18 protein-coding genes and 1 riboswitch are annotated in these 24,691 nt (G+C 71.1%); of the genes, 6 read left to right on the top strand and 12 right to left on the bottom strand.

The genetic code is table 11. The features are described 5' to 3' along the window. The first annotated feature begins 225 nt into the window (after positions 1-225). The gene (locus ABD832_RS14150) at positions 226-879 is read left to right on the top strand and encodes an O-methyltransferase (RefSeq protein ID WP_344894150.1); all 654 of its coding nucleotides are present in this window, start codon (positions 226-228) and stop codon (positions 877-879) included. Between the two features lie 104 nt (positions 880-983). Continuing rightward, positions 984-1,574 carry a Uma2 family endonuclease gene (locus ABD832_RS14145; protein WP_344894147.1) on the top strand — a complete coding sequence of 197 codons (591 nt, stop codon included), beginning with the start codon at positions 984-986 and terminating at the stop codon, positions 1,572-1,574. Between the two features lie 72 nt (positions 1,575-1,646). Here the strand turns inward: ABD832_RS14145 and ABD832_RS14140 are convergent, their stop codons facing one another. After that, on the bottom strand, positions 1,647-2,741 hold the full coding sequence (locus tag ABD832_RS14140; RefSeq protein WP_344894145.1) for a branched-chain amino acid aminotransferase: 1,095 nt from the start codon (positions 2,739-2,741) through the stop codon (positions 1,647-1,649). Between the two features lie 174 nt (positions 2,742-2,915). Then, complete coding sequence (locus tag ABD832_RS14135) at positions 2,916-3,962, bottom strand: 3-isopropylmalate dehydrogenase (RefSeq protein ID WP_344894142.1); 1,047 nt, start codon at positions 3,960-3,962, stop codon at positions 2,916-2,918. 141 nt (positions 3,963-4,103) lie between these two features. Continuing rightward, a riboswitch (cyclic di-AMP (ydaO/yuaA leader) is annotated at positions 4,104-4,335 on the top strand. Here ABD832_RS14135 and ABD832_RS14130 point away from each other — a divergent pair. Next, positions 4,323-4,919: a C40 family peptidase gene (locus ABD832_RS14130; protein WP_344894139.1), complete on the top strand. Its 597-nt coding sequence runs from the start codon at positions 4,323-4,325 to the stop codon at positions 4,917-4,919. (Overlaps the previous riboswitch by 13 nt.) A 608-nt stretch (positions 4,920-5,527) precedes the next feature. On the opposite strand, the gene serA is transcribed toward ABD832_RS14130, so the two are convergent. Further along, positions 5,528-7,117 (bottom strand): phosphoglycerate dehydrogenase, encoded by a 1,590-nt coding sequence (gene serA / locus ABD832_RS14125; RefSeq protein WP_344894136.1) that lies wholly within the window; start codon positions 7,115-7,117, stop codon positions 5,528-5,530. A 226-nt stretch (positions 7,118-7,343) separates the two neighbouring features. Between serA and ABD832_RS14120 the strand changes: the two genes are divergently transcribed. Then, positions 7,344-8,345: a hypothetical protein gene (locus ABD832_RS14120; RefSeq protein ID WP_344894133.1), complete on the top strand. Its 1,002-nt coding sequence runs from the start codon at positions 7,344-7,346 to the stop codon at positions 8,343-8,345. Positions 8,346-8,668: 323 nt separating this feature from the next. Then, entirely contained in the window at positions 8,669-9,214 is a 546-nt protein-coding gene (locus ABD832_RS14115) for an FHA domain-containing protein (RefSeq protein WP_344894130.1), read from the top strand. Between the two features lie 146 nt (positions 9,215-9,360). On the opposite strand, the gene ABD832_RS14110 is transcribed toward ABD832_RS14115, so the two are convergent. Continuing rightward, complete coding sequence (locus ABD832_RS14110; RefSeq protein WP_344894128.1) at positions 9,361-10,722, bottom strand: MFS transporter; 1,362 nt, start codon at positions 10,720-10,722, stop codon at positions 9,361-9,363. Between the two features lie 503 nt (positions 10,723-11,225). Here ABD832_RS14110 and ABD832_RS14105 point away from each other — a divergent pair. Continuing rightward, positions 11,226-12,125 carry a CAP domain-containing protein gene (locus ABD832_RS14105; protein ID WP_344894125.1) on the top strand — a complete coding sequence of 300 codons (900 nt, stop codon included), beginning with the start codon at positions 11,226-11,228 and terminating at the stop codon, positions 12,123-12,125. 117 nt (positions 12,126-12,242) lie between these two features. On the opposite strand, the gene ilvC is transcribed toward ABD832_RS14105, so the two are convergent. The 8 genes from ilvC to ABD832_RS14065 form a co-directional block, all read right to left on the bottom strand. After that, positions 12,243-13,223 (bottom strand): ketol-acid reductoisomerase, encoded by a 981-nt coding sequence (ilvC, locus tag ABD832_RS14100; RefSeq protein ID WP_344895955.1) that lies wholly within the window; start codon positions 13,221-13,223, stop codon positions 12,243-12,245. Between the two features lie 40 nt (positions 13,224-13,263). Further along, positions 13,264-13,788, bottom strand: a complete 525-nt coding sequence (gene ilvN / locus ABD832_RS14095) for an acetolactate synthase small subunit (protein WP_344894122.1) — start codon at positions 13,786-13,788, stop codon at positions 13,264-13,266. Next, a complete protein-coding gene (locus ABD832_RS14090; RefSeq protein WP_344895953.1) occupies positions 13,785-15,563 on the bottom strand; it encodes an acetolactate synthase large subunit in 1,779 nt (592 codons plus the stop codon). Before ABD832_RS14090 ends, ilvN begins: the two co-directional genes overlap by 4 nt. Positions 15,564-15,758: 195 nt before the next feature. Then, positions 15,759-18,422 (bottom strand): putative bifunctional diguanylate cyclase/phosphodiesterase, encoded by a 2,664-nt coding sequence (locus ABD832_RS14085; protein WP_344894119.1) that lies wholly within the window; start codon positions 18,420-18,422, stop codon positions 15,759-15,761. 260 nt (positions 18,423-18,682) lie between these two features. Then, positions 18,683-19,591 (bottom strand): 2-hydroxyacid dehydrogenase, encoded by a 909-nt coding sequence (locus tag ABD832_RS14080; RefSeq protein ID WP_344894116.1) that lies wholly within the window; start codon positions 19,589-19,591, stop codon positions 18,683-18,685. A gap of 414 nt (positions 19,592-20,005) precedes the next feature. Continuing rightward, positions 20,006-21,886: a VanW family protein gene (locus ABD832_RS14075; RefSeq protein WP_344894113.1), complete on the bottom strand. Its 1,881-nt coding sequence runs from the start codon at positions 21,884-21,886 to the stop codon at positions 20,006-20,008. Between the two features lie 246 nt (positions 21,887-22,132). Continuing rightward, on the bottom strand, positions 22,133-22,831 hold the full coding sequence (locus tag ABD832_RS14070) for a response regulator (protein WP_344894110.1): 699 nt from the start codon (positions 22,829-22,831) through the stop codon (positions 22,133-22,135). Then, positions 22,828-24,546 (bottom strand): ATP-binding protein, encoded by a 1,719-nt coding sequence (locus ABD832_RS14065; RefSeq protein ID WP_344894107.1) that lies wholly within the window; start codon positions 24,544-24,546, stop codon positions 22,828-22,830. The genes ABD832_RS14070 and ABD832_RS14065 overlap by 4 nt, the downstream gene beginning before the upstream one ends. Positions 24,547-24,691: the final 145 nt, after the last annotated feature.

Here is a 24,691-nt window from a genome sequence, read left to right as displayed (position 1 = left end):
ACCCCTCACGGACGTGAGAGGTCTGCGCGCCAGCGGTGTCCCTTTTCAGCCGGCGCGCCTGCCGATAATGAGCAGACCGTAGAACATGATGCCTCGGAGTCTGCCACACGCCGACACCATCTGACACATCGATCTCACGATCCGAGATGGGCGGCGCGCCGGCGGCGTGCCGACACGGTGCGGAATCGCCGACACCGCCGGTCGTCACGGGCGAGAATGGCTCCCATGAAGGCCACCTACCTCGACCCCGCCGTGGGCCAGTACCTGCTCGCGCACACCACCCTGCCCGACGAGATCCTCGACGCGCTGGCCGTCGAGACCCGCGAGCTGACCGGCGACGACGCCAGGATGCAGATCTCCCCCGACCAGGGGAGCTTCCTGACGATGATCACCCGCCTCTGCGGCGCCAGGAACGCGGTGGAGGTGGGCACCTTCACCGGCTACTCCTCCATCTGCCTGGCCCGCGGGCTCGCCCCCGGAGGAGGGCTGACCTGCTTCGACGTGAGCGAGGAGTGGACGGCGATCGCCCGCAGGTACTGGGAGAAGGCGCAGGTGGCCGACCTGATCGACCTGCGGATCGGCCCGGCGGCCGAGCGGCTGCTCGAACTGCCCCAGCACCCGGCCGTGGACCTGGCCTTCATCGACGCCGACAAGGCCGCCTACCCGGTCTACTACGAGCTCCTGATGGAGCGCCTGGCTCCCGGCGGACTGATCCTGGCCGACAACACGCTGCGCGGCGGCCGTGTCGCCGATCCCGCCAGCGACGAGGAGACGGTCAGGCACATGCGCGCGTTCAACGACATGGTCACCGCCGACGAGCGGACCACCTCGGTCATGCTCCCCATCGCCGACGGCCTCACCATGATTCGAAAGCACTGACGAGAACTTCCCCGGATCCGTACGCGGGCGCGACGCTTTCCGATTACTTTACGTCACATGACGAGCACGTTGCGCCCACCGATGCGGAGGGAAGGATCGACACCATGGCCAAAACTCTGGACCGTCGTGAGGCGAAGCCCATGTCCGCCAACCACCAGGAGCTCGAGCGGCATTACCAGAGGACGTGCGACCAGTGGCCCGACCGCAAGGTCGAGATCATCAACGGCCGGATCGTGGTGAGGGAGTTGCCCACGCTCACCCACGCCAGAATCATCACGCGTCTGCTGCTCCAGCTCGCCCCCTTCGCCACGGAACAGGGGTGGGACCCGGTATGCGACATCAAGATCTTCTTCGGGGTCCAAAAAGATCGTTACAGGCCTGATCTCCTGGTCCTTCCGAAGTCCCCTCGCCTGTGGGACGACGAGAACGTCTACGCCGAGGAGACCCTGCTCGTCGTGGAGGTCGTCTCTCCCAGCAGCCGGAACGACGACCATGTCGTCAAACCCGAGAACTGCGCGATCGCGGGTGTTCCGCTCTACCTGGTGATCGACGCCTTCCAGAACATCGCCCGGCTGCTCAGCCATCCTGGAGAGAGGGGGTACCAGCAACAGCACCAGGTGACCCTCGGTGAACCGCTCGAACTGCCCGCGCCGTGGAACCTCACGATCGACACGGGCAGGCTGGTCGAGATCTGATCCTCGTGCGGGAAGGCCCGGCCCGGGACCCGGGCTTCGGGACCGGCCGGCGGCCGGGCCTTCCGGTGGCGGCTAGCAGATCTTGTGGACCCAGCCGTGCGGGTCGGGGCGGGACCCGTACTGGATGCCCACGAGTTCCTCGCGGATCTTCGAGGTGACCGGGCCCTGGTTGCCGTCGCCGATCGTCCAGGCGCGGTCGGCGCCCTTGACCGCGCCGACCGGGGTGACGACCGCGGCCGTGCCGCAGGCGAAGACCTCGGTCAGCTCGCCCGACTCGCAGCCGCTCTGCCACTCCTCGATCGACAGGCGTCCCTCCTCGGCCCGCAGGCCCAGGTCGCCGGCGAGGGTGAGGATGGAGTCGCGGGTGATGCCGGGCAGGAGCGTCCCGGTCAGCGCCGGGGTGAGCAGGCGGTCGCCGTAGACGAAGAACAGGTTCATCCCGCCCATCTCCTCGACGTGACGGTGCTCGACCGCGTCCAGCCAGACCACCTGGTCACAGCCCTGCTCGACGGCCTGGCGCTGGGCCACGAAGGCCCCGGCGTAGTTGCCGCCGCACTTGGCGGCCCCGGTGCCGCCGGGGGCTGCGCGGGTGTACTCGGTGGAGAGCCAGACCGAGACGGCCTTGCCCCCGCCGAAGTAGGCCGCGGCCGGTCCGGCGATGACCATGTACCGGTAGGTCCTGGAGGGGTAGTTGACACCGAGCGCTGGCTGCGTGGCGATCATGAAGGGACGAAGGTAGAGGCTGTGCCCCGGGGTGGTGGGGACCCAGTCGCGGTCGGTCTGGACGAGCAGCTCCAGCGACTCGACGAACGTCTCCTCGGGCAGCTCGGGCATGGCCATCCGCAGCGCCGAGGCGTTGAACCGGGCGGCGTTGGCCTCCGGCCGGAAGGTCACGATGGCGCCGTTCTCCTGGCGGTAGGCCTTGAGACCCTCGAAGAGCTCCTGCCCGTAGTGGAAGACCGAGGTCGCCGGGTCGAGGACGAGCGGCCCGTACGGGGTGAGCCGGGCGTCGTGCCAGCCCTCCCCCTCGGTGTAGTCGATGGAGACCATGTGATCGGTGAAGACCTGGCCGAACCCCGGGCTCGCCATTACCTGCTCACGCTCGTCCGTGGTGCGAGCGTGGTCGGAGAGCTGCACGTCGAAGCTGAGCTTCTGAGCGGTGGTCATGACGCGGATCCTTCTCTTGGTGTCTGGCTTACCCTTGCGTCCATTCTGCGTTGGACCGGGTAACGGGAAACTACTGCATCGATAGCGAAAACCGTCAGCGGGGCGGAAAAACCAAAACGCGCCCGGCGGCTCGGTGAGCCGCCAGGCGCGTCTGGGTCGAGGTGGGCGGCTTCCTCAGCCGGCTACTCGGGCGGTGATGTCGTCGCCGATCTCGCGGGTGGTCCGGCCGGCCCGGCCGGTCGCCCGCTCGACCAGGTCGTCGGCGACGGCCTGCTCGACCCGGGCGGCCTCGGAGTCCAGGCCCAGGTGGTCCAGGAGCATGGCGACCGACAGGATCGTGGCGGTCGGGTCGGCCTTGCCCTGGCCCGCGATGTCGGGGGCGCTGCCGTGGACCGGCTCGAACATGCTCGGCGCGGTGCGGTCGGGGTTGACGTTGCCGCTGGCCGCCAGGCCGATGCCACCGGCGATCGCCGCGCCGATGTCGGTGAGGATGTCACCGAAGAGGTTGTCGGTGACGATCACGTCGAAGCGCCCGGGCTGGTTGACGAAGAACATCGAGGCCGCGTCGACGTGGCAGTAGTCGGTCTGGACGTCCGGGTACTCCCGGCCGACCCTCTCGACGGTGCGGGCCCACAGGTCACCGGCGTAGGTGAGCACGTTGGTCTTGTGGACCAGGGTGAGCCTCCTGCGGGGACGCGACAGCGCCTTGTCGAAGGCGTAGCGCACCACGCGCTCGACGCCGAAGGCGGTGTTCAGCGACTCCTGGGTGGCGATCTCGTGCGGGGTGCCGTGGCGCATGACGCCCCCGGCTCCGGCGTACGGGCCCTCGGTGCCCTCGCGGACGACGATCATGTCGATGTCCTCCGGCCGGACCCCGCCCAGCGGGGTCTCCACCCCGGGGAAGAGCTTGACCGGCCGCAGGTTCACGTAGTGGTCGAGCCGGAAGCGGAGCTTGAGCAGCAGGTCGCGCTCCAGCACGCCCGGGGGCACGCTGGGGTCGCCGACCGCCCCGAGCAGGATCGCGTCGTATCCGCGCAGCTCCTCCAGGACGACGTCGGGCAGCGTCTCACCGGTCTCGTGGTAGCGCTTGGCGCCGAGATCGTAGGTGGTGGTCTCCACCTTCGTGCCGACCGCTTCGAGGACCTTCAGCCCTTCGGCGACGACCTCGACCCCGATCCCGTCCCCGGGGATGACCGCCAGGCGGATGTTACGCGAATCCATGCGGCCACCCTACCGGGCCGTCTCGGTGCTTGAACACCGGTCTCACGCCTCGGACGAAATTTCCCTCGGGGACATTTGATCACTTTGCCCGTCTTTATCCTGTGTTGACCGTTTCGTGAGCTTTCGTTATGGTCCTCACCGTTCACGTTGATGCCTAATTCGTACGGATCATCCCTTATCGATGCGTACGGAGCCGGGGACCCACTCTTTCCGGGATCGTCCCGGGCCCCGGGAACCCCGCTCCCCGACGGGAGCGCGTTCCCGGCCGCCCGTGACGGGATCCCTCGGGGCGAATCGGCGCGCCCGCGCGCCGTAGGGCGGCCTCCACGCCCGAGCCCGACAGCTCACCCGGCAGGCCCTATGGAAGGAACGACCCTGTACGGCAAGATCTCCTCGCGCGTCGCGTCCGTCCTCGTCGCCGGGACCGCGGTGTTCGCGACCCCGGCCACCGCGCTGGCCGCCTCGCCCCTGCCCGCCCCCGCGCCTCCCGCGCTCGGCATGCCCGCCCTGAAGGGCGCCCTGCGCGCCGCCTCCTTGCGTCCCGCCTGGCAGAAGGCCCTGAGCTGGGCCATGTCCAAACGCGGCACGCCGTACGCGTGGGGCGGCACCGGCCGCGGCGGCTTCGACTGCTCCGGGCTGATGCTCCGCGCCTACGGGGCCGCCGGGATCAGGTTGCCCCGCATCGCCTCCGAGCAGTACGGGGCGTTCTCCAGGAAGATCCCCTGGAAGGACCTCAGGCCCGGGGACCTGGTCTTCTTCCGGGGTCTCGGGCACGTCGGAATGATCACGAAGCCCGGGTACATGGTGCACGCCCCGCGGAGCGGGGACGTGGTCAAGGAGGAGCGGCTCGCCTCCTGGCGGCGCGCCTCCTTCGTCGGCGGGGTGCGCCCCGACCCCGAGGGGGTCGAACTGGCCGAGCGGATCGAGCGCGCGACCGGATCCGTCGTCGACGGGTGAGCCTTTGCGGCCCCGTCACGAGCGTTCGCGCAGCCGTCCGCCCCGTCCGCCCCGGCCGGCCCGGACCGGCGCGCGGCCGTACCGGGCAGATGGCCGGTGGGGTCAGCGGGGTCAGCGGGTGGGCGCGCCACCGTTGTCGCGGCGGTCCAGGGCGGTCTGGATCGCGTCGGCCGCCTCGTCCTCGTTCTCGTCCGGGCGGTTCCAGGAGTACATCTCGTACATGGTGAGTCTCGTCTCGATCGCGGGTGAGCTGTGAAGGTGGCCGAGACTCCGGTCAGGACTCGGACCGGGCCCGATGCCGCGGTCCGGGTCACGGACCGCTGGGCGGAGGGCTCGGAGCCGGCGATCGCCACGGCACCGTGGCGGGCCGCCGGCCTGCCCTGTCAGGCCCCGTCACGGCGGGTGCGGAGTGCGAGAACACCCGGCGCATCTCCATCAGGTTACCCGGTGACGAAAGGGTCGTCTCGCCCCGCGTACACACTTCTCACATGTCGAGACGGTGGGCGGGTGCCGGCCCGGCCCCGGACGGTCCGTCCGGAGCCGGGCCGCGGCGCGTCGCGGCCGTTCCCGGAGGCGGCAGGACGCGGCCGGGCGGCGGGCCGGGACGGTCAGTCGGTCAGGTCGACCGAGCGGCCGCTGTCGGCGCCGATCTCCGCGCCGATCTGGTCGACCACGTCGGCCGGGATGGCGGTGTCGACGGTGAGCGCGATCAGGGCCTTGCCGCCCTTGACGTCCCGGGCCACCTGCATCGAGGCGATGTTGATCGAGTGGTCGCCCAGGATGCGGCCGACCACGCCGACGATGCCGGGACGGTCGGTGTAGGTGAAGAACGACAGGTGGTCGGTCGGCTCGATCTCCATCTGGTAGCCGTTGACCTCGACGATCTTCGTGATCTGCCTCGGCCCGGACAGGGTGCCGGAGACCGAGACCGCGCGGCCGTCGGCGAGCACGCCGCGGACCGTCACCACGTTGCGCCAGTCGGGGCTCTCGGAGCTGGTGATCAGCTCGACCGTGACCCCGCGGTCCTTGGCCAGCAGCGGGGCGTTGACGTAGGTGACCGAGTCCTCGACCACGTCGGTGAAGACGCCCTTGAGGGCGGCCAGCTCCAGCACCCGGACGTCGTGGGAGGCGATCTCGCCGCGCACCTCGACGTCGAGCCTGGTGGCGACCTCACCGGCGAGCGCGGTGAACACCCGGCCGAGCTTCTCGGCCAGCGGCAGGCCCGGCTTGACGTCCTCGGCGACGGCGCCGCCCTGGACGTTGACCGCGTCCGGCACGAACTCCCCGGCCAGGGCGAGCTTCACGCTCCGCGCGACCTGGGTGCCGGCCTTCTCCTGGGCCTCGTGGGTCGAGGCGCCCAGGTGCGGGGTGACCACGACCTGGTCCAGCTCGAAGAGCGGGCTGTCGGTGACCGGCTCCTTGGGGAACACGTCGATGCCGGCACCGGCGACGCGGCCCTCCTTGATCGCGGAGTAGAGCGCGTTCTCGTCGATGATCCCGCCGCGGGCGACGTTGATCAGGCGCACGTTCGGCTTGACCTGGTGCAGCTCCCGCTCGCCGATGAGGCCGATGGTCTCCTTGGACTTGGGCAGGTGCACGGTGATGAAGTCGGCCTCGCGCAGGGCCTCCTCCAGCGAGACCAGGCGGACGCCCATCTGCGCGGCGCGGGCCGGCTGCAGGTAGGGGTCGTAGGCGATCAGCTCGACGCCGAACGGCTGGAGACGCTGCGCGACCAGCTGGCCGATCTTGCCGAGGCCGAGGATGGCGACGACCTTCTCGTCCAGCTCCACGCCGGTGTACTTCGAGCGCTTCCACTCGCCGCCCTTGAGCGCGGAGTGGGCCTGGGCGACGTTGCGGGCGGAGGCGAGGATCAGGGCCACGGTGTGCTCGGCGGCGCTGGTGATGTTGGAGGTGGGCGCGTTGACGACCATGACGCCGGCCTTGGTGGCCGACTCCACGTCGACGTTGTCCAGGCCGACGCCGGCGCGGGCGACCACGCGCAGCCGGGGGGCGGCGGCGATCGCCTCGGCGTCCACCTGCGTGGCGCTGCGCACGATCAGGGCGTCCACGTCGGCGAGGGCGGGCAGGAACTGGGCGCGGTCGGCGCCGTCGGTGTGGCGGACTTCGAAGTCCGCGCCCAGAACCGCGAGACCGGCCTCGGAGAGTTCCTCGGCGACCAGTACGACGGGCTTGTTCACAGGCAGATCCTTACTAGGCGGTGAGGTGCACGGACCTCACGTAGTCTATCGGCGCTTGTGAACGCGTTCACGAGTGTCCCGCGATCCGAGACGGGGTAGGCCGTGACCGGGGGGCGCTACCCGCCGTCCTCGCATCCCATGCCTGCAAAATTCAAGTTGGTATTGATCCCAAGAAAACTTCGCGATTACCCTGATAAGCCGTGGTCCACTACCTATCGTTCCTCATATGAGCATCGGGAACCCCGCTCTCGGCACCGTGCTCGCCCAGCACGGCGAGCCGCACCGGCTGCTGGCCGCGCTCGCGGAATGGGGACTCCTGGTCGCCGTGCGACCCGACCGCTCCGTCGTGCTCGGCACGACCCAGGCGGGTGAGCGTGTCCTGCTCGGATACACCTCGGCGGACACCTACGCGCGGCACCGTGGCAGCCACTCGTTGTCGGCCTGCGACGCCGACACCGTCCTCGACATCCAGCGCGTCACCGGGGTGCGGGAGATCGTGATCGACGCGGCCGGTCCGGCCGCCGCGGCCGTGCCGATCGAGGACCTCCAGCGCTACCTGCTCTCGACGCGCAGCGGGCCCACGCCCGCGCTGTCGAGCGCGACCCCCACCGCGTACGCGACCGGGGCGATGGCCACGGTCTCGCGTTCCGCGCCCGCGCTTCCGCGGAGCGCTCCCCCGACGGCCCCGCAGAGCCCGTACCCGCAGGCCCCCTCCGCGCCGGGCGCGTACCCGCAGGGCGCGTCCTCCCCGGGGGCGTACCCGCAGACCTCTCCCCCGGCGGCCCCGCAGGCCCCGTACCCGCAGGGCCGGCCGCGGACCCCCGTGCCCGCCGCGCCCGCCGCCTCGTGGATCCCGGCGCCCCGGCCGCACCTGTCGGGCCCGATGCAGATGGTGGACCCCGGCTACCGCCGCTGCGACCACCCGATCCTGCCCGCGCTGCGCGCCGCGATCTCGCACCTGCTCGTCGACTACCCGCTCGTCCACCACGTGTGGATCTCCGAGGCCAGCACCTCCTCGGGTGCCCCGGGGATCATGCTGCACGTCAAGGTGCACATGTCGGCGGCCGAGGACGTGGTCAGGGACATCCACCGCGGGGTACGGGCCCGGCTGCCGCAGCTCGCCGCCAGCGAGGCGCCGATCCTGATGGCCAGGGTCGCCGACGCGCGCAGCGAGCAGCGGATGATCGAGCTGGGCGCCCACGTGGTCTGCGCCGACGTCACCGACTGACACCGGCCGGTACCGGCCGACTCGCCGGACCCACGGCGTCCACGACGCCTCCCGTCAATGTCACCGCGTGCCGTCCCCGCGCGTGCGGGGGTGGCGCCGGCTCCCACCAGGGCGCCCGCCGCACGCACGCTCGTACCGTCCCCGCGCGTGCGGGGACGGCGGGTCCGAGGTTTCCGGGATCCGGCAGGAGATCGTGCACGCAGGAGTTTCCGCAGCGTGCGCGCGGTCGCCCGCGCCGGCCCGGATGATCGTGCCGAACGGGTCCTCGGCACGAGATCCGCGTATTCTGGACAGGTTCCGCCCTCGGGGCCGATACTCGGAGGATGAGCTCGACGCATCCCCCGGCCCGCGCCTCCGACGGGGACCGCGATCGTGCGATCAGCGAGCTCCGTGATCGTGCCGTCGAGGGACGCCTGTCGCACGACACCTTCCTCGGCCGGGTCGACATGGCCCTGCGCGCACGAAACCAGGGCGAGCTCGACAACCTGGTCGCCGACCTGCCGCAGCGCGGCCGGTTGCGCCGCATCGTCACCGAGGCCGTCGCCTCGGCCTCCGACTTCAGCAAGCGGGTCGAGTCGGCCTGGCGGCGCCCCCGGATGCCCCGGCTGGCGCTACCGGGCGACGGCAGGACCCGCTACGTGGTCGGCCGCGGCTCCTCCTGCGACCTGGTCCTCGCCGACCTGACCGTCTCGCGGGTGCACGCCGAGCTCCGCCGCGACCAGGAGGGCTGGATCCTGGTGGACCTGGGCTCGCTCAACGGCACCCGGCTGAACGACTGGCGGCTGGTGGGGCCGGCGAAGGTCCGGCCCGGCGACGTCGTCTCCTTCGGTGACTGCGGCTTCCTGATGGTCACGCCCCAGGTGCTCTGACCCCGGACGCTCCGGGCCGTGACGCTCTGGCCCCGGGCGCTCCCGCCCTTGACGTCCGGGCCCTCGACGTCCGGGCCCTCGGCGTCCGGATCCCGACGCTCCGGGTCCTGACGCTCCGGGTCCTGACGCTCCGGGCCCGGGTCCGCTCAGCCGACCTGGGGCCCTGCGGCCCCGGCCTCGGCGAGCTTCTCGGCCGTCAGGGTGTAGCGGGTGACCAGCAGGATGCTGACCCCCATCAGGAGCGCCGGCAGCAGCGTGGTGCCGTACAGCACGGCCGTGGTCGCCGACTCGGGCTGAGCGACCGGCGTGGAGGGGTTGGACTCGACGAACCCGGTCGCCCCGAGCAGCCAGCCGAGCACCAGCGCGCCGAAGGCGAAGACCACGGTCTCGGCCGCCGTCCACAGGCCGGTGAACACCCCGGCCCTGCGCTTGCCGGTGACCAGGGCGTCGTGGACGATCACGTCGGAGAGCATCGAGAACTGCAGCATCTGGAACCCGGCGTAACCGATGCCGACCAGGAGCACGCACACGTGCGCGTACACCGGGCCGAGCAGGCCGGAGAAGACCATCGCGACGGTGCCCACCATGAACAGCGCCGACGCCAGCATCATCGCGCCGCGCTTGTCGTAGCGCTTGGACAGCCAGATCCAGGGCGGCATGGTGATCAGCAGCGGGCCGACGATGCCGAGGAAGAGCGTGGTGGTCGCCGACGGATCGCCCAGCGTGTAGGTGGCGAAGTACGGCGAGCCGGCCAGCATGATGCCGGCCGAGAACATCTGGGCACAGCTCAGGCCGAGCAGCACCATGAACGTCCTGTTCGAGCGGGCGGCGGCGAACTGGGCGGCGATCGACGGCTCGGCCTCGGCCTGGGCGATCATCGGGGCGCGGGCGGTGCCGAAGAACGAGGCCAGCATGGACAGCAGCAGCACCGCCCCGATGACCAGGCCCATGGTCCGGTAGCCGGTGACGTCGGTGCCGGCGATGAGCGGGGCGACGCCCCCCGAGAGCAGGATCCCCAGGCCGACGAAGGCCATCCTCCACTGCAGCAGGGAGGAGCGCTCGTGGTAGTCGTCGGTCATCTCCGCGGGCATCGCCTTGTAGGGCACCTCGTAGAAGGCGTAGGCGGTCGCGGTCAGGAAGTAGCAGGCCGCCACGTACACCGCGGCGGACATGCCGGTGAGCGGGGGGCCGGCGAAGGTGAGGGCGAACGTCACCGGCAGGGTGAACGCGCCCAGCAGCATCCACGGGCGGCGGGCCCCGAAGCGGGAGACCGTCCGGTCGGAGCGCTGGCCCACCCAGGGGTTGATGAACATGTCCCAGAGCTTGGGAAGGAAGACCACCACACCGGCGATCCAGGCCGGGACCGCCAGCACGTTCGTCATGTAGAACAGCAGCAGCAGGCCCGGAACCGTGGAGAAGGTCGCGGTGCAGATTGCGCCGACGCCGTAGCCGATGCGCACTCCGCGCGGCACGGTGACGGCGGCGGGGGGTGTCGCCGGGAAGACCATGCCACATTCAATCGCAGCGCGTGGGCACTGGGTAGGTCCAGGACGGGACGAATGCCCCACCACCGCCCCGGCCGTCCCTCCGTAGGTGATCACCGGAAGCCTCCGCCCCCCGCCCCCTCCCGCCCCGGACGCTCCTCTGTACGTGATCGCCGGGAGCCTGCGGACGACGCGCGGCCCTCGCCTCCGCCTCCCGGACGTGATCACCGGACCCCGCGCGGTCCCATCTTTTTTTCCGCGGTGCCGCGGCGCCGGATCCATGATCCGCCACGGTGGCCGCCTGGAACGTTCGATGCCGCCGATGTCCAGCTCAACCAGGTCACGAAACGATGCCACCGACCATAACGACGGCCCGATCCGGCCCCCGGAACACCGGCCACAGACGCCTCTGCGATCACTCTGGTTTACCCGCGACGCAGATTAATGTCGGGAATTTGCTGACAAGACTGTTCTGTCACCGACAGAATGCGGATCCGTCCAGCGTCTACCAACTGGAGGAAACCGACATGCGCAGACCGCTAGGGCTACTTCTCTGCCTCGGAAGCCTGGCGGCCCTCAGCACGCCGATCGCCACGGCTCACGCCGCGGCCTCTCCTCAGGCCGAGTGCCGCGTGTACGCCGCCAAACCCCGCCTCACCCCCGCGGGACGGATCCAGGCCTCGGCCGCGCGTCTGGGCTGTGACGACACCGCCCTGGTCCGCATCCGCATCAAGCGGGCCGTCCCCGGCGCCGACCCCGTCGTCAAGAGCACGTCCCTGCGCGGCACCAACGGCCGGGTGACGGTGAGACTGCAGTGCGCCCCCGGCGTGTACTACACCGTCGTCACCGACTACCGGGGCAACGTGGGCCGCTCCAGGCCGGTCAGGTTCGGCTGCTCCCCGAGCACCCCGACCCCCACGCCGACGACCAGCCCGACGGCGAGCCCCACCGCGAGCCCCACGGCCAAGCCCACCGCGAGCCCGACGGCCAAGCCGACGAGCACCCCCAAGCCCACCACCACCTCCCCCGCCCCCCAGCCGGGCTCCTCCCTGTCCGAGGAGGTCGTGCGCCTGACCAACGCCGAGCGGCAGAAGGGCGGCTGCGCCCCCCTGGTGTCCGACCCGCAGCTGCGGTCGGCCGCCCAGGGCCACTCCGACGACATGGCCGCCAAGAACTACTTCAGCCACACCTCCCAGGACGGCCGGGACATGACCGCCCGCATCAAGGCCAGCGGGTTCAGCCCGATGCGCGCCTGGGCGGAGAACATCGCGATGGGACAGCGCACCCCCGCCGATGTCGTCACCGCCTGGATGAACAGCTCCGGCCACCGCGCCAACATCATGAACTGCGCCTACACCCACCTCGGGGTGGGCGTGGCCAACAGCCCCCGGGGCATCTACTGGACCCAGAACTTCGCCAAGCACTGAGTCCGAACGCTGAGTCCAGCACCGAACCTCCCTGCCAAGGCCCGAGCCCCCGCGACGTGAACGCGTCGCGGGGGCTCGGGCCTTCGGCCGTCCGGGCGGGACCGCCCGGACGCGCGGCTACTTCAGCCAGCTCATCATCGGGCGGAGCTTGGCGCCGGTCTTCTCGATCGGGTGCTCGGCCAGCTCGTCGCGGTAGGCGGTGAACTTCTTCTGGCCGCCGTCGAACTCCTCGACGAGCTCCTTGGCGAACTCGCCGGACTGGATCTCGGCGAGGATGCGCTGCATCTCCTTCTTGGTCTCCGGGGTCACCACGCGCGGGCCACGGGAGTAGCCGCCGTACTCGGCGGTGTCCGAGACCGACCAGTACATCTTGTGGATGCCGCCCTCGTACATCAGGTCGACGATCAGCTTCATCTCGTGCAGGCACTCGAAGTAGGCGACCTCGGGCTGGTAGCCCGCCTCGATCAGCGTCTCGAAACCGGCCTTGATCAGCTCGGACACGCCGCCGCAGAGCACGGCCTGCTCACCGAACAGGTCGGTCTCGGTCTCCTCCTTGAAGGTCGTCCGCAGCGCGCCGGCGCGGGTGCCGCCGATGCCCTTGGCGTACGACAGCGCGAGCTCCAGGGCGTTGCCGCTGGCGTCCTTCTCCACCGCGACGAGACACGGCACGCCGCGGCCCGCGGTGTACTGGCGGCGCACGAGGTGACCGGGACCCTTCGGCGCGACCATGGCCACGTCCACGCCCTCGGGCGCCTCGATGAGGCCGTAGCGGATGTTGAGGCCGTGGCCGAAGAAGAGCGCGTCGCCCTCGACCAGGTTCGGGGCCACGTGGTCGGCGTACAGGTGACGCTGGATGTGGTCCGGCGCGAGGATCATGGTCAGATCGGCCTCTTCGACGGCCTCCGCGGGAGCGAGCACGCGCAGGCCGTCGGCCTCGGCCTTCTCCCGGCTCTTGGAGCCCTCGGGCAGGCCGACCCGGACGTCCACCCCGGAGTCGCGCAGCGAGAGCGCGTGGGCGTGCCCCTGGCTGCCGTACCCCAGGACGGCGACGTGCCGGCCCTGGATGATCGACAGGTCGGCCTGGTCGTCGTAGAAGATCTCAGTCACTTACTTAACCTTTCGGGTTTCTCTGCGCGCGTTACGCGGTCCGGTCCAGGGCCCGGAGAGAACGGTCGGTGATGGAACGGGCTCCGCGGCCGATGGCCACCATGCCCGACTGGACGAGCTCTTTGATGCCGAACGGTTCGAGGACCTTGATGAAGGCCTGCAGCTTGTCCGGCGTCCCGGTGACCTCGATGGTCACCGCGTCCGAGGAGACGTCGACGCAGCGTGCCCGGAACAGGTTGACCAGCTCCAGCACGCTGGAGCGGTTCTCCGAGTCGGCCCGCACCTTGATCAGCGTCAGCTCGCGCTGCACCGCCTGCGCCGGGTCCAGCTCCACGATCTTCAACACGTTGACGAGCTTGTTGAGCTGCTTGGTGACCTGCTCCAGCGGGAGATCGGCGACGTTGACCACGATGGTCATCCTGGAGATGTCCGCGTGCTCGGTCGGCCCGACCGCCAGGGAGTCGATGTTGAACCCGCGCCGGCTGAACAGCGACGCGACGCGCGCGAGCACGCCCGGCTTGTTCTCCACCAGCACCGAGAGCGTGTGCCTGCTCATGCGTCGTCCTCGCTGTCCCACACCGGCGCCATGTCGCGCGCGAACTTGATGTCGTCGTTGCTGGTCCCGGCGGCGACCATCGGCCACACCATGGCGTCCTGGTGCACCACGAAGTCGACCACGACCGGCACGTCGTTGATCTCCATCGCCTTCCGGATCGTCTCGTCCACGTCCTCGGGCCGCTCACAGCGCAGGCCCACGCACCCGTAGGCCTCGGCGAGCTTGACGAAGTCCGGGATCCTGCGCACCGTCTGCAGGTCGGTGTTGGAGTAGCGCTGGTTGTAGAAGAGCGTCTGCCACTGGCGGACCATGCCCAGGTTACCGTTGTTGATGATCGCGACCTTGATCGGCACGCCCTCGATCGTGCAGGTGGCGAGCTCCTGGTTGGTCATCTGGAAGCAGCCGTCGCCGTCGATGGCCCAGACCGTGGTGTCCGGACGGCCCATCTTGGCGCCCATCGCCGCGGGCAGCGAGAAGCCCATCGTGCCGGCGCCGCCGGAGTTGATGAACCTGCCGGGCCGCTCGTAGCCGATGAACTGCGCGGCCCACATCTGGTGCTGGCCGACGCCCGCGGTGTAGATCGCGTCCGGGCCGACGATCTCGCTCAGCCGCTGCATGACGTACTGCGGGGCCAGCGAGCCGTCCTCGAACTCGGTGTAGCCCAGCGGGTAGGTCGCCTTGTAGGTGTTCAGCGCCGTCCACCAGTCGGTGTAGTCGCCCTTGCGGCCCTCGTTGCGCACCGCCGCGATCAGCTCGGTGATGACCTCCTTGCAGTCGCCCACGATCGGGACGTCCGCGTGCCGGTTCTTGGAGATCTCCGCCGGGTCGATGTCGGCGTGCACCACCTTCGCGTACGGGGCGAAGGTCGACAGGTCACCGGTGACGCGGTCGTCGAAGCGGACGCCGAGGCCGATGATCAGGTCGGACTTCTGCAGCGCGCCGACGGCCGACACCGAGCCGTGCATGCCGGGCATGCCCATGTGCTGGGGGTGGCTGTCGGGGAAGGTGCCCCGCGCCATCAGGGTGGTGACCACCGGGATGCCGGTCAGCTCGGCGAACTCCAGCAGCTCCGGCGACGCCCCGGCCCGGTGCACGCCGCCGCCCACGTACAGGACCGGCCGCCTGGCCTCGACGATCAGCTTGGCGGCCTCGCGGATCTGCTTGGAGTGCGGCCGGGTCACCGGGCGGTAGCCGGGCAGCTGCATGACGACCGGCCACTGGAAGGTCATCTTCGCCTGGAGGGCGTCCTTGGCGATGTCGACCAGCACCGGGCCGGGACGGCCGGTGGAGGCGATGTGGAAGGCCTCCACGATCGTCCTGGGGATGTCCGCGGCCTCGGTGATCAGGAAGTTGTGCTTCGTGATCGGCATGGTGATGCCGGAGATGTCGGCTTCCTGGAAGGCGTCGGTGCCGATCGCCGCGCTGGCCACCTGGCCGGTGATCGCGACCATCGGGACCGAGTCCATGTACGCGTCGGCGATCGGGGTGACCAGGTTGGTCGCGCCGGGTCCGCTGGTGGCCATGCACACCCCGACCCTGCCGGTGGCCTGCGCGTACCCCTGCGCCGCATGCCCGGCGCCCTGCTCGTGCCGTACGAGCACGTGCCGGACCTTGGTCGAGTCGTAGAGCGGATCGTAGGCGGGCAGAATCGCGCCGCCGGGGATCCCGAACACGGTGTCGACCCCGACGTTCTCCAGCGCCCTCACGAGGGCCTGGGCTCCTGTCATCTGTTCGGTCATCGGCTCGTTCCTTGTGGCTGGCTGAGCATGCGTGATGGCATAAAAAAGGCCCCATTCCACCTGGTCGGCGGAGCTGGGGCGGCGCGCAGGTCGTAGTGCTTCGGCTATCGGCCTGCGCGCCGGCGAAGTACTACGAGAATCCCACGGTGAAGCTGCATGGCTCCACCATGGCCGACCCGGTGTGTCCACGTCAAATCCATGGACAGGTATCTCAGATCCTGAGATATGACATCAGGCGGGGGAACCGAGGCTGGAGAGGCTGGTGCGCATCAGCGAGTCGACCCCGCGCGCCGCCATCGGGCGCGCCACCAGGAACCCCTGGCCCCGGGTGCAGCCCATCTCGCGCAGCAGCTCCAGCTGCTCGGGCCGCTCGATGCCCTCGGCCACCACGATCAGCCCGAGGTCGTGCCCGAGCCGCACGATCGTGCGGGTCAGCAGGGTCAGCGTCTCGTCCCGGCCGAGCCCGGACACGAAGGACGGATCTATCTTGATCATGTCGACCGGGAGCTGCCGCAGGAACGCCAGCGAGGCGTACCCGGTGCCGAAGTCGTCGATGGCCAGCCGGACGCCCAGGGCCCGCAGCTCCGACAGGCGGACGATGGTCTCCTCGGCGTCCTCGACCAGCATCTCCTCGATGACCTCCAGGGTCAGCGCGCTGGGCGGCAGGCCGCTCTCGCCCAGGGCCGACTCGACGGTCTCCACGAAACGCGGCGCCATGATCTGCCGGGCCGACAGGTTGAGCGAGAGCCCGATCTCCCAGGCCGAGGCGCGCCAGGCGGCCACCTCCCGGCAGGACTCGCGCAGGATCCACTCGCTCAGCGGCACGATCAGGCCGGTGTCCTCGGCCGGCCCGAGGAACTGCTCGGGCGGTACGAACTCCCCTGCCCGGCACCAGCGCACCAGCGCCTCGACCGCGGTGACCCGCGAGGTGGCCAGGTCGACCACGGGCTGGTACTCGATCGCGAACTGGTTCTCCAGCAGCGCCCGCTGCAGGTCGGCGGCCAGTTCCAGGCGCCGTACCACGTCGGCGTGCATGTGCGCGGCGAACACCTCGACCCGGCGCCCGCCGAGCTCCTTGGCCCTGGCCATCGCCACGTCGGCGTTGCGGATCAGGTCCCCGGAGGGGACGTCGTCGTCGGCGAAGGCCACCCCGACGCTCGCGGTCAGCGCGATGTCGCGGTCGGCCACCCGGAACGGCTCCGAGGAGACCGTACGGACCAGCCGCTCGGCCAGGTCCACCGCGGTCTGGGCGTCGGCCGCCCCCTCCAGCAGCACCGCGAACTCGTCGCCGCCCCAGCGCGCCAGGGTGTCGTCGGCCCGTACGGTGGCGCGGAGCCTGCGGGCCGCCTGGCCCAGCAGGTAGTCGCCGCTGGCGTGGCCGACCGAGTCGTTCACCGCGGTGAAGCCGTCCAGGTCCAGGAAGACCACGGCCGCGCTGCTCGCGCCGGGACGGGCCAGCACCTCCCGGGTGCGCTCCTCGAAGTAGGCGCGGTTGGGCAGGCCGGTGATGCCGTCGTGGAAGGTCAGGTGAGCGACCTGGTTGCGCAGCGCCTCCTGGTCGCTGACGTCGCGGGTGGTGACCAGCAGCAGGTCCTCCCCGCCCACGTGCCGGGTGGCCACCGACTCGGCGGGCCGCCAGGTGCCGTCGGAGGCCCGGACCCGGCAGGCGACCATGCACGCCCCCGGCCCCTCGGACGGCTCGTCCTCCAGGCTCATCACGCTCAGCGCCGCCCGGATCCCCGGCACGTCCTCGGGATGGATGTAGTCGAAGATCGTCCCTCCGACCAGGTCGGCGGGACGGTACCCGTAGGTGATCTCGACGCCCTCGCCGATCCGGTGCACCACGCCCTCGTGGTCGCAGACCAGGACCACGTCCCCGGTGCTCTCGGCGAGGTCGTTCAGCTGCCGCTCGCCCTGGTGGACCAGCCTGCGCAGCCGCCCGGTCTCCACCAGCATCACGAACAGCCGGCCCACCAGGACGGCCACGATCGACGCGCACACCAGGGACAGGACCATCGGCGACCCCTGGACCCCGCCGCCACCGGCCACCCGCAGCAGCACCACGACGGTGGCCACCGCGACCAGGAGGAGCGGCACCGCCGCGATCAGCGAGGACGTGCTCTCACGGGCCGGCATCTCGTCGTCGCCGGGATCGTACGACTGCGTCGCGGGCCCGCTCCACGGGACCGCGGCCAGCACGAGGAAGGCGGCCGGGGCCAGCCAGACCCAGGTGAGCGACGGCGTCTCACCACCGACCCGGGCCAGCGCGGTGATCGTCTCGGAGGCCGCGACGGCGGCCAGCACGGCCAGCGCGGCCAGGCCGACCGGCCAGGCCGACCGGCGGACCGGCACCACGGCCGGGCCCACCACGCAGGCGAGGATCAGGCAGAACAGGGGCGAGGCGAACGTGACCGCGATGTCCCCGGCGTCCCCGGCCCCGCGGGAGGCCGGTCCGACCAGCGTCACCCACAGGATCACCACGATGGAGGCCGCGCACACGTAGGAGTCGGCGAGGTCGCGCAGCAGCGCGTGCCCGCGGGCGGGCCTGGCCGCCGACAGGCCGGTGCCGACGGCGAGCATCGCCGTACCGGCGAGCAGCACCAGGTCGGCGAAGGTCACCACGAAGGGCGTGCCGTCCGCGATCGGCCGGACGCCGACCCCGACCAGCCAGGTGGCCGAGCCGCCCGCCAGCCAGCGCCAGGCCAGCGCCCTGCGCCGGCCGACCGTCCTGGAGGCCGCGGCGAACAGCGATCCCGCGGCGGCCGCGGCGCTGACGACGCCCGCCACCGCCTCCACGACCACGGCCGTGGCCCCGCTTAGAAGCGCGGCAACGAGCCCCAGCACGCCGATGGCGGCGGCGGTCAGCGGTACCCGGGGGTCACGCCAGCGGATCAATGTCGTCTGCCCATCGGTGTCGTCTCGGTGTCTCTCGCTCTGCAGCGTCCCTTGCTCGCCGCGCCCACGCCGCCGGCGCGAGCGCTCCGTCACGTCTCGGAGCCCACACCGGCACAGGCCAAGTGTGTGCCGTCCGGCTCACGCGAGGGGCGACAACACCGCAGTCGTCACCGATCTGATAACCGCGGGGACCAGACCGCTTCTGACGAAGGTACGCAGCACAGGTCACGAGGCAGCCACGGTCAGGATTCCTTTGCCGGTCAGTAAGAACCCGTGATCACGTTCTTGAGCGGCTCGCCCGCCAGGTAACGCAGCAGCTGGGAGCGGAGGAGCTTCAGCGTGCGCCGTACGGACGCCGGGCTGCTGCCCGCGACGTGCGGGGTGACGAAGACCCCCGGAGCCGTCCACAGCGGGTGGTCCGGCGGCAACGGCTCGGGGTCGGTGACGTCGAGCGCGGCCAGGATCCGGCCGCCGTTCAGCGCGGCCACGAGCGCGCCGGTGTCGACCACCGGCCCCCTGGCCGCGTTCACCAGGACGGCCCCGTCCTTCATCGCCGCCAGGAACCCCGCGTCCACCATGCCGGTGGTCTCGGGCGTGGAGGGTACCAGCAGCACCACCACGTCGGCGCCGGGCAGCAGCCCGGGCAGCTCGTCCAGGCCGTGCACGCCGGGCCGGGCGGTCCTGGCCACCCGGACCACGTCCACCTCGAAACCGTCGAGCCTGCGCTCCAGCGCCTCACCGATCGAGCCGTACCCCACGATCAGCACGGTGGAGTCGGCCAGCACCCCGGTGTGGTGGTAGGTCCACTCGCCCCGCGCCTGCGCCCGCGCGAACCCCGGGAACTCCCGGAGCACCGCGATCATCGCCCCCACGGCCCACTCGGCGGTGCCCGCGTCGTGCACGCCCCGCGCGTTGCAGAGCGTCACCCCCTCCGGAAGGTGCGGCAGGTAGGCGTCGACCCCCGCCGTGACGGTCTGCAGCAGCCGCAGCCCGGTCATCCGGCCGAGCAGCGCGGGCAGGTCCGCCACCGGCATCAGCGGCGGGATCCAGACCTCGGCCTCGTGCGCCCCCTCCGGCACCGGCTCCGTGCCGTCGTAGACGACGCACTCCACCTCGGGCAGATCACACAGAACATCGGCGGCGGCCTTGGAGGGAACCCAGATCTTCATGGAGGCATTATCTGTGTTCATGGCGACGCTGGCGCGTCGCGGTGAGGCCGCTTAGAGCCGGCTCCTTCCCTCGTCGCTCATCCGCTTCGCTCCTTCGCTCCTCGGTCCAGTCACCGGCGCGGTCTCACAACCTCAAGGCGACGCTGCGCATCGCCACAAATACATCCGCCGGACCCGTAAAGCCGCGCCGACGAGGGATGAAGCCGGATCCAAGCGGCTTCACCACGACGCGCAGCGTCGCCATGGACAGATCTCACAGGCCCAATCAACACAGCCGCCGGACCTGTGAAGCCGCGCCGGCGACTGGACCGAGGAGGGAGAAATCGTGAGGAACGAACGATTCCTCCCGACGAGGGAAGGAGCCGGATCCAAGCGGCTTCACCGCGACGCGCAGCGTCGCCATAAACACAGTCGCTAGGAGCACCTGAGGTTGGTCTCGGGCTTGTAGATCGTCGTCTTCTTGACGCGCTTGATCTCCTTGCCGTCCTGTTTGAAGATGCGCCAGACGTCGATCGTGAACCCCTGCTGGCCGATCATCTCGATGCAGTCGGGGCCGGTGTCGGTGGCGTTCTCGAACGGGGTCACGTTGTACCGCTCGGAGGAGATCGACTCGATCTCGTAGCGCTTGGTGCTCCAGAAGGCGACCGTGACCCCCCGGTCGTCGGCCGCGGTCTTCACCAGCACCCCGTACGGCGAGTCGTTCTTCCAGCGGAAGTCCGGCTGGGGCCAGGAGACCGTGGACTCGCGCCCGGCCGGGTAGCGGGGGATGTAGAACTCGTGCGCCACGTGCTGCACGTCCTCCAGCCCGCCGAAGAACACGGCGTTGTACATGGTGGTGGCGAACTGGGAGATGCCGCCGCCGACCGAGTCGACCAGCCTGCCCCCCTCGATCATGGGGGCGGGCACGAACCCGCGGGCCGTGTCGCGCCGGCCGACGATCTCGTTGAGCGAGAAGGTCTCGCCCGGTTTCACCAGGTAGCCGTCCAGGAGCCGGGCGATCGTCTTGATGTTGGTGACACGTGGCGGGCAGCAGTCGTAGAAGGTGGTGAACTGGCTGATCCGCTCCTTGATGCCGAGCCCGCGCGCCTCGGCGTCGGACATCCGGGGCTGGACGGTGGTCAGGGCCACCGGGATCGTCCGCTCGCCGTCGCGGCGCACCATCTCCGCCACGTCCGTGGCGAGCCGCTCGTCGTCGATGCCCTTCCCCTTGCGGCCGGGCACCAGCCTCGGTTCTCCCCCGACGATCCGGAACGTGGGGTCGCGGGGGGCCGTGGCCGGGTCGATGAGCCCCTTCTCCACCGAGGCGACGGCGCTCCTGGCGTCGAACACCGGACGCATGTCGCCGGAGGCGTCCGGTTCGAAGGACAGGTGCGCCGCGAGGGTCTCCACCGGCAGCAGGACCTGCCTGCCGGACGAGGTGAGGGTGACCGGTCCGGACAGTGCCCCGGACGCGCCTGCCGCGGCCTTCCTCACCGCGGCGGCCGAGGCCTTGGGCTTGATCACCGAGACCGGGAGGCGGACCTCCCGCGCCGGGCCGAGGAAGGCGTCCTCGATCGCGGCGACCGCCGCCTCCCGCTCCAGCTCCCGGCCGTCCCGGGGCGTCACGACGACGGGCTCGACCCCCTTGAAGGTGACCGAGCCCTCGCGGACCTTGAGGTCGATCTTCCTGGCCAGGTCGTCCACGGCGCCGTTCAGCGTCTCGCGGTCGGAGGAGACCTCGGGGTCGAGCTCGGTGGTGCCGGTGAGGGCCCGCCAGACCTGGCCGGGGCCCGGGAAGCCGCTGGGGGCCTGGTTGATGGTGGCGACGACGTCGAACTCCAGCCCGGCCTTGTCGGGGTCGAGTGCGAAGCGCTTGCCCGCGGCCAGCAGGGTCATCTCCTCGGCCGCCACGGCGCTCAGGCGCTCCCTGAGCTCGTCGGCCGCCTCGGTCACGGTCAGCCCGCCGATGTCGACGCCCCGTACGGTGGTGCCCGGCAGCACCTTGCCGGACATGACGACCGCCGGTACCGCGTACACGAGCCCGGCGACGAACAGGACGGCGAGGACGATCAGGAAGATCCTGCGCCCCTTGCGGCTGCGCGGGGGCGGCTCCTCGAAGCGGGACCCTTCGGGGCGGGGGAAACCCCCGTCACCGCCGGGGACCAGCGTGGGCTCGTCGCGCGGGGAGGGGCGCTCGGGCGGGGGCGGCATCTGCCAGGGCTGCGGGGGGTCCGCCGCGGGCGGGATGACCGGTGATCCACGGCCGGGCCCGCTGGAGCCGCCGAGGCCGGTGGGGCCGAAGATGTCGGACGACACGCCGGGCGGCAGGCGGGAGCCGTTCCTGGACGGGCCGGGCTGTCGTCCTGCCGGGGGGAGTCGTGGCTCGCGGGCGCCCGGCGGGACGGGGTTCGAGGGAAGCGGAACCCCTTCGAAGGGGTCGGTCGGCGGGTTCACAGACGCTCCGGCGTTCCGCACGGCCTCCGTCTCCTCCTGCCTCGCAGCATTCACCTCCGGCAACCCTAAACCACATCGGATGACCACCGTCTAAAAAGGAATAACAAATCAGCCCGTCCAGCGGTATCGGTGTTCGGGCCGGCCCGCGGTCCCGTACCTGGGCCGGAGCTCGGCCTGACCGGCCGTGCAGAGGTACTCCAGGTACCGGCGCGCGCTCACCCGGGACAGGCCGGTGACCGTCGCGGCCTCGGCCGCGGACAGGTCGGTGCCGCTCTTCCTGAGCGCGGACGCGACCAGCGCGCAGGTGGTGACCGAGAGCCCCTTGGGCAGCGGTGGCGGGACCCCCCTGACCGCCCCGAAGAGCCGGTCGACCTCCTCCTGGCGGGTCTCGTCGCCGAGGCCGGCCAGCCGCCGGTGGGTCTCGGCGTACCGTTCGAGACGCTCGGTGAGCGCGCGGGCGGTGAAGGGTTTGATCAGGTAGTTGACCGCGCCGCCGCGCATGGCGGCCCGGACCGTGGTCACGTCGCGCGCGGCGGTGATCACCAGGATGTCCACCGGGTGCGAGGCACTCCTGAGCGTCCCGAGCACGTCGAGTCCCGACATGTCCGGGAGGTAGATGTCGAGCAGCACCAGGTCGGGCCCGCACTCCGCGGCCGACGTGATCGCGGCCTGCCCGGTGTGCACGACGCCGGCGACGGTGAAGCCGGGCGTCCTGGTGACGTAGCCGGCGTGGATCCTGGCCACCATGAAGTCGTCGTCCACGACCAGCACGCGGATCTCCCGCGCCGGTCCGCGCCCGCCGCTCATCCCGGCGCCCCCCGCCCGGACGGCGCGAGCGAGCCCGCCGGGGACGGCGCGGACGGGTCCGCCGCCGGGGACTTCGCGGGCGGATCGACCGAGGACGGACCCGATGGACCCGACAGGGACGGCCCGGCCGTACGTTCCGCGGGCGGGACCGGGAGGAAGGCGGTGAAGACGGCGCCACCGGCGTTGTGCACCCGCACCCACCCGCCCCGCCGCGCGCACGTCTGACGGGTCAAGGCCAGGCCCAGCCCCCGGGGCCCGGCCAGGGCGGCCTTGGTGGTGAAGCCCTCGCGGAACACCTCCTGGACCAGGTCGGGGGTGATGCCGGGGCCGGAGTCACCCACCCGCAGGTGCAGCCCGTCCGCCTCGGTGCGGACCGAGACCTCCACCGTGCCGCCGCTCTCCTGCAGCGCGTCCAGGGCGTTGGCGACCAGGTTGCCGGCCACCAGGACCGCGTCGTGCGGGTCGCCGAGCATGCCCTCCTCCACCCGGCAGTCCTCCGACAGCGTCAGGGTGGCGCCCCGCTCGGCCGCCTCGGCCGACTTGGCCAGCAGCAGCGCCGCCAGCGTCGGGTCGGCGACCTTCTCCCGGATCGCGGAGGCGTGCCTGCTGTAGGCCTCGGTGGTCTGGGTGATGTAGCTGACCGCGGTCTCGTGCTCGCCCAGTTCCAGCAGGCCGACCACGGTGTGCATGCGGTTGGCGAACTCGTGGGCCTGCGCGCGCAGCGCACCGGTCGTGGTGCTGGCCTGGTCGAGCTCGCGGGTCAGCCGGACCAGCTCGGTCCGGTCCCGCAGGGTGACCACCCAGCCGCTGCGCCGTTCGCGGACCGCCACCGGGGTCCGGTTGAGGACCAGGACCCGGTCGCGGTGGAGCACCACCCGGTCCTCCCCCGGGTCCGCGCCGTCCAGCACGTCCCGCATCCGGTCCGACAGCGGCATCTCCCGCAGGCTGCGGCCGACGTCGTCCTGCGACAGTCCGAGCAGGTCGCGGGCCGCGTCGTTGACCAGCGTCACCCGGCCGGCGAGGTCGAGGGCGAGCACCCCCTCCTTGACGCCGTGCAGGACGCCCTCGCGCTGTTCGAGCAGGGCGGCGATCTCGCGCGGTTCCAGGCCGAACGTCTGGCGGCGGACCCTTCTCGCGATCAGGGCGGTGGCGGCCGACCCGGCGACCAGGACCGCCAGCACCGTCCACAGCAGCGGCGGGAGCGCCTCGCCGAGCCGGTCGGCGACGGTGGCCTCCAGGATGCCGACCGAGGTCAGGCCGATGACGTGGCCCTCGGAGTCGAAGATCGGCGCCTTGCCGCGGACCGAGCGGCCCAGGGTGCCGGTCTGCACGCCGGTCCAGGTGTGCCCGCCGGTCAGCACCTCCGAGCCGTCGGTGGAGAGCCTCTTGCCGATCAGGGCCGTGTTGGGGTGGGCGTAGCGGATCTGCTCGCGGTTGGCGATCACCACGTAGTCCGCGCCGGTGGCCGCCTGCACGCCGACCGCGATCGGCTGCAGGCTCAGCTCGGGCCGGGCCCTGGTGAACGCCTCCCGCACCTGGGGCAGTCCGGCCACCGACTCGGCGATCGCCAGCGCGCGCTGCTGGTACTGCCGGTCCAGCAGGCCGCGGGTGTGCTCCATCCAGACACCGGCCGTACCGCCGACCGCGAGGACGACGATCACCGTCTGCAGGACGAAGAGCTGGGTGCCGAGCGAGGCGTTCAGCAGGCGTCGCACGAGATGACTCCCAGGTCAGGGGTCTCGATGAAAGCAGCCCGAGGTAACGGCGGGATCGCGGGGGGTGTGACCAATATGACCGATACGACGGCAAACACGCAAAGGATCGACACGGGAGGCGACGGGGCCCACCATCCTCACCACG

Source organism: Streptosporangium longisporum, assembly GCF_039534895.1.
GTDB classification, from domain to species: domain Bacteria; phylum Actinomycetota; class Actinomycetes; order Streptosporangiales; family Streptosporangiaceae; genus Streptosporangium; species Streptosporangium longisporum.
The sequence above is the reverse complement of the archived record's forward strand: the minus strand, read 5'-3'. Positions and strand labels throughout refer to the sequence as shown.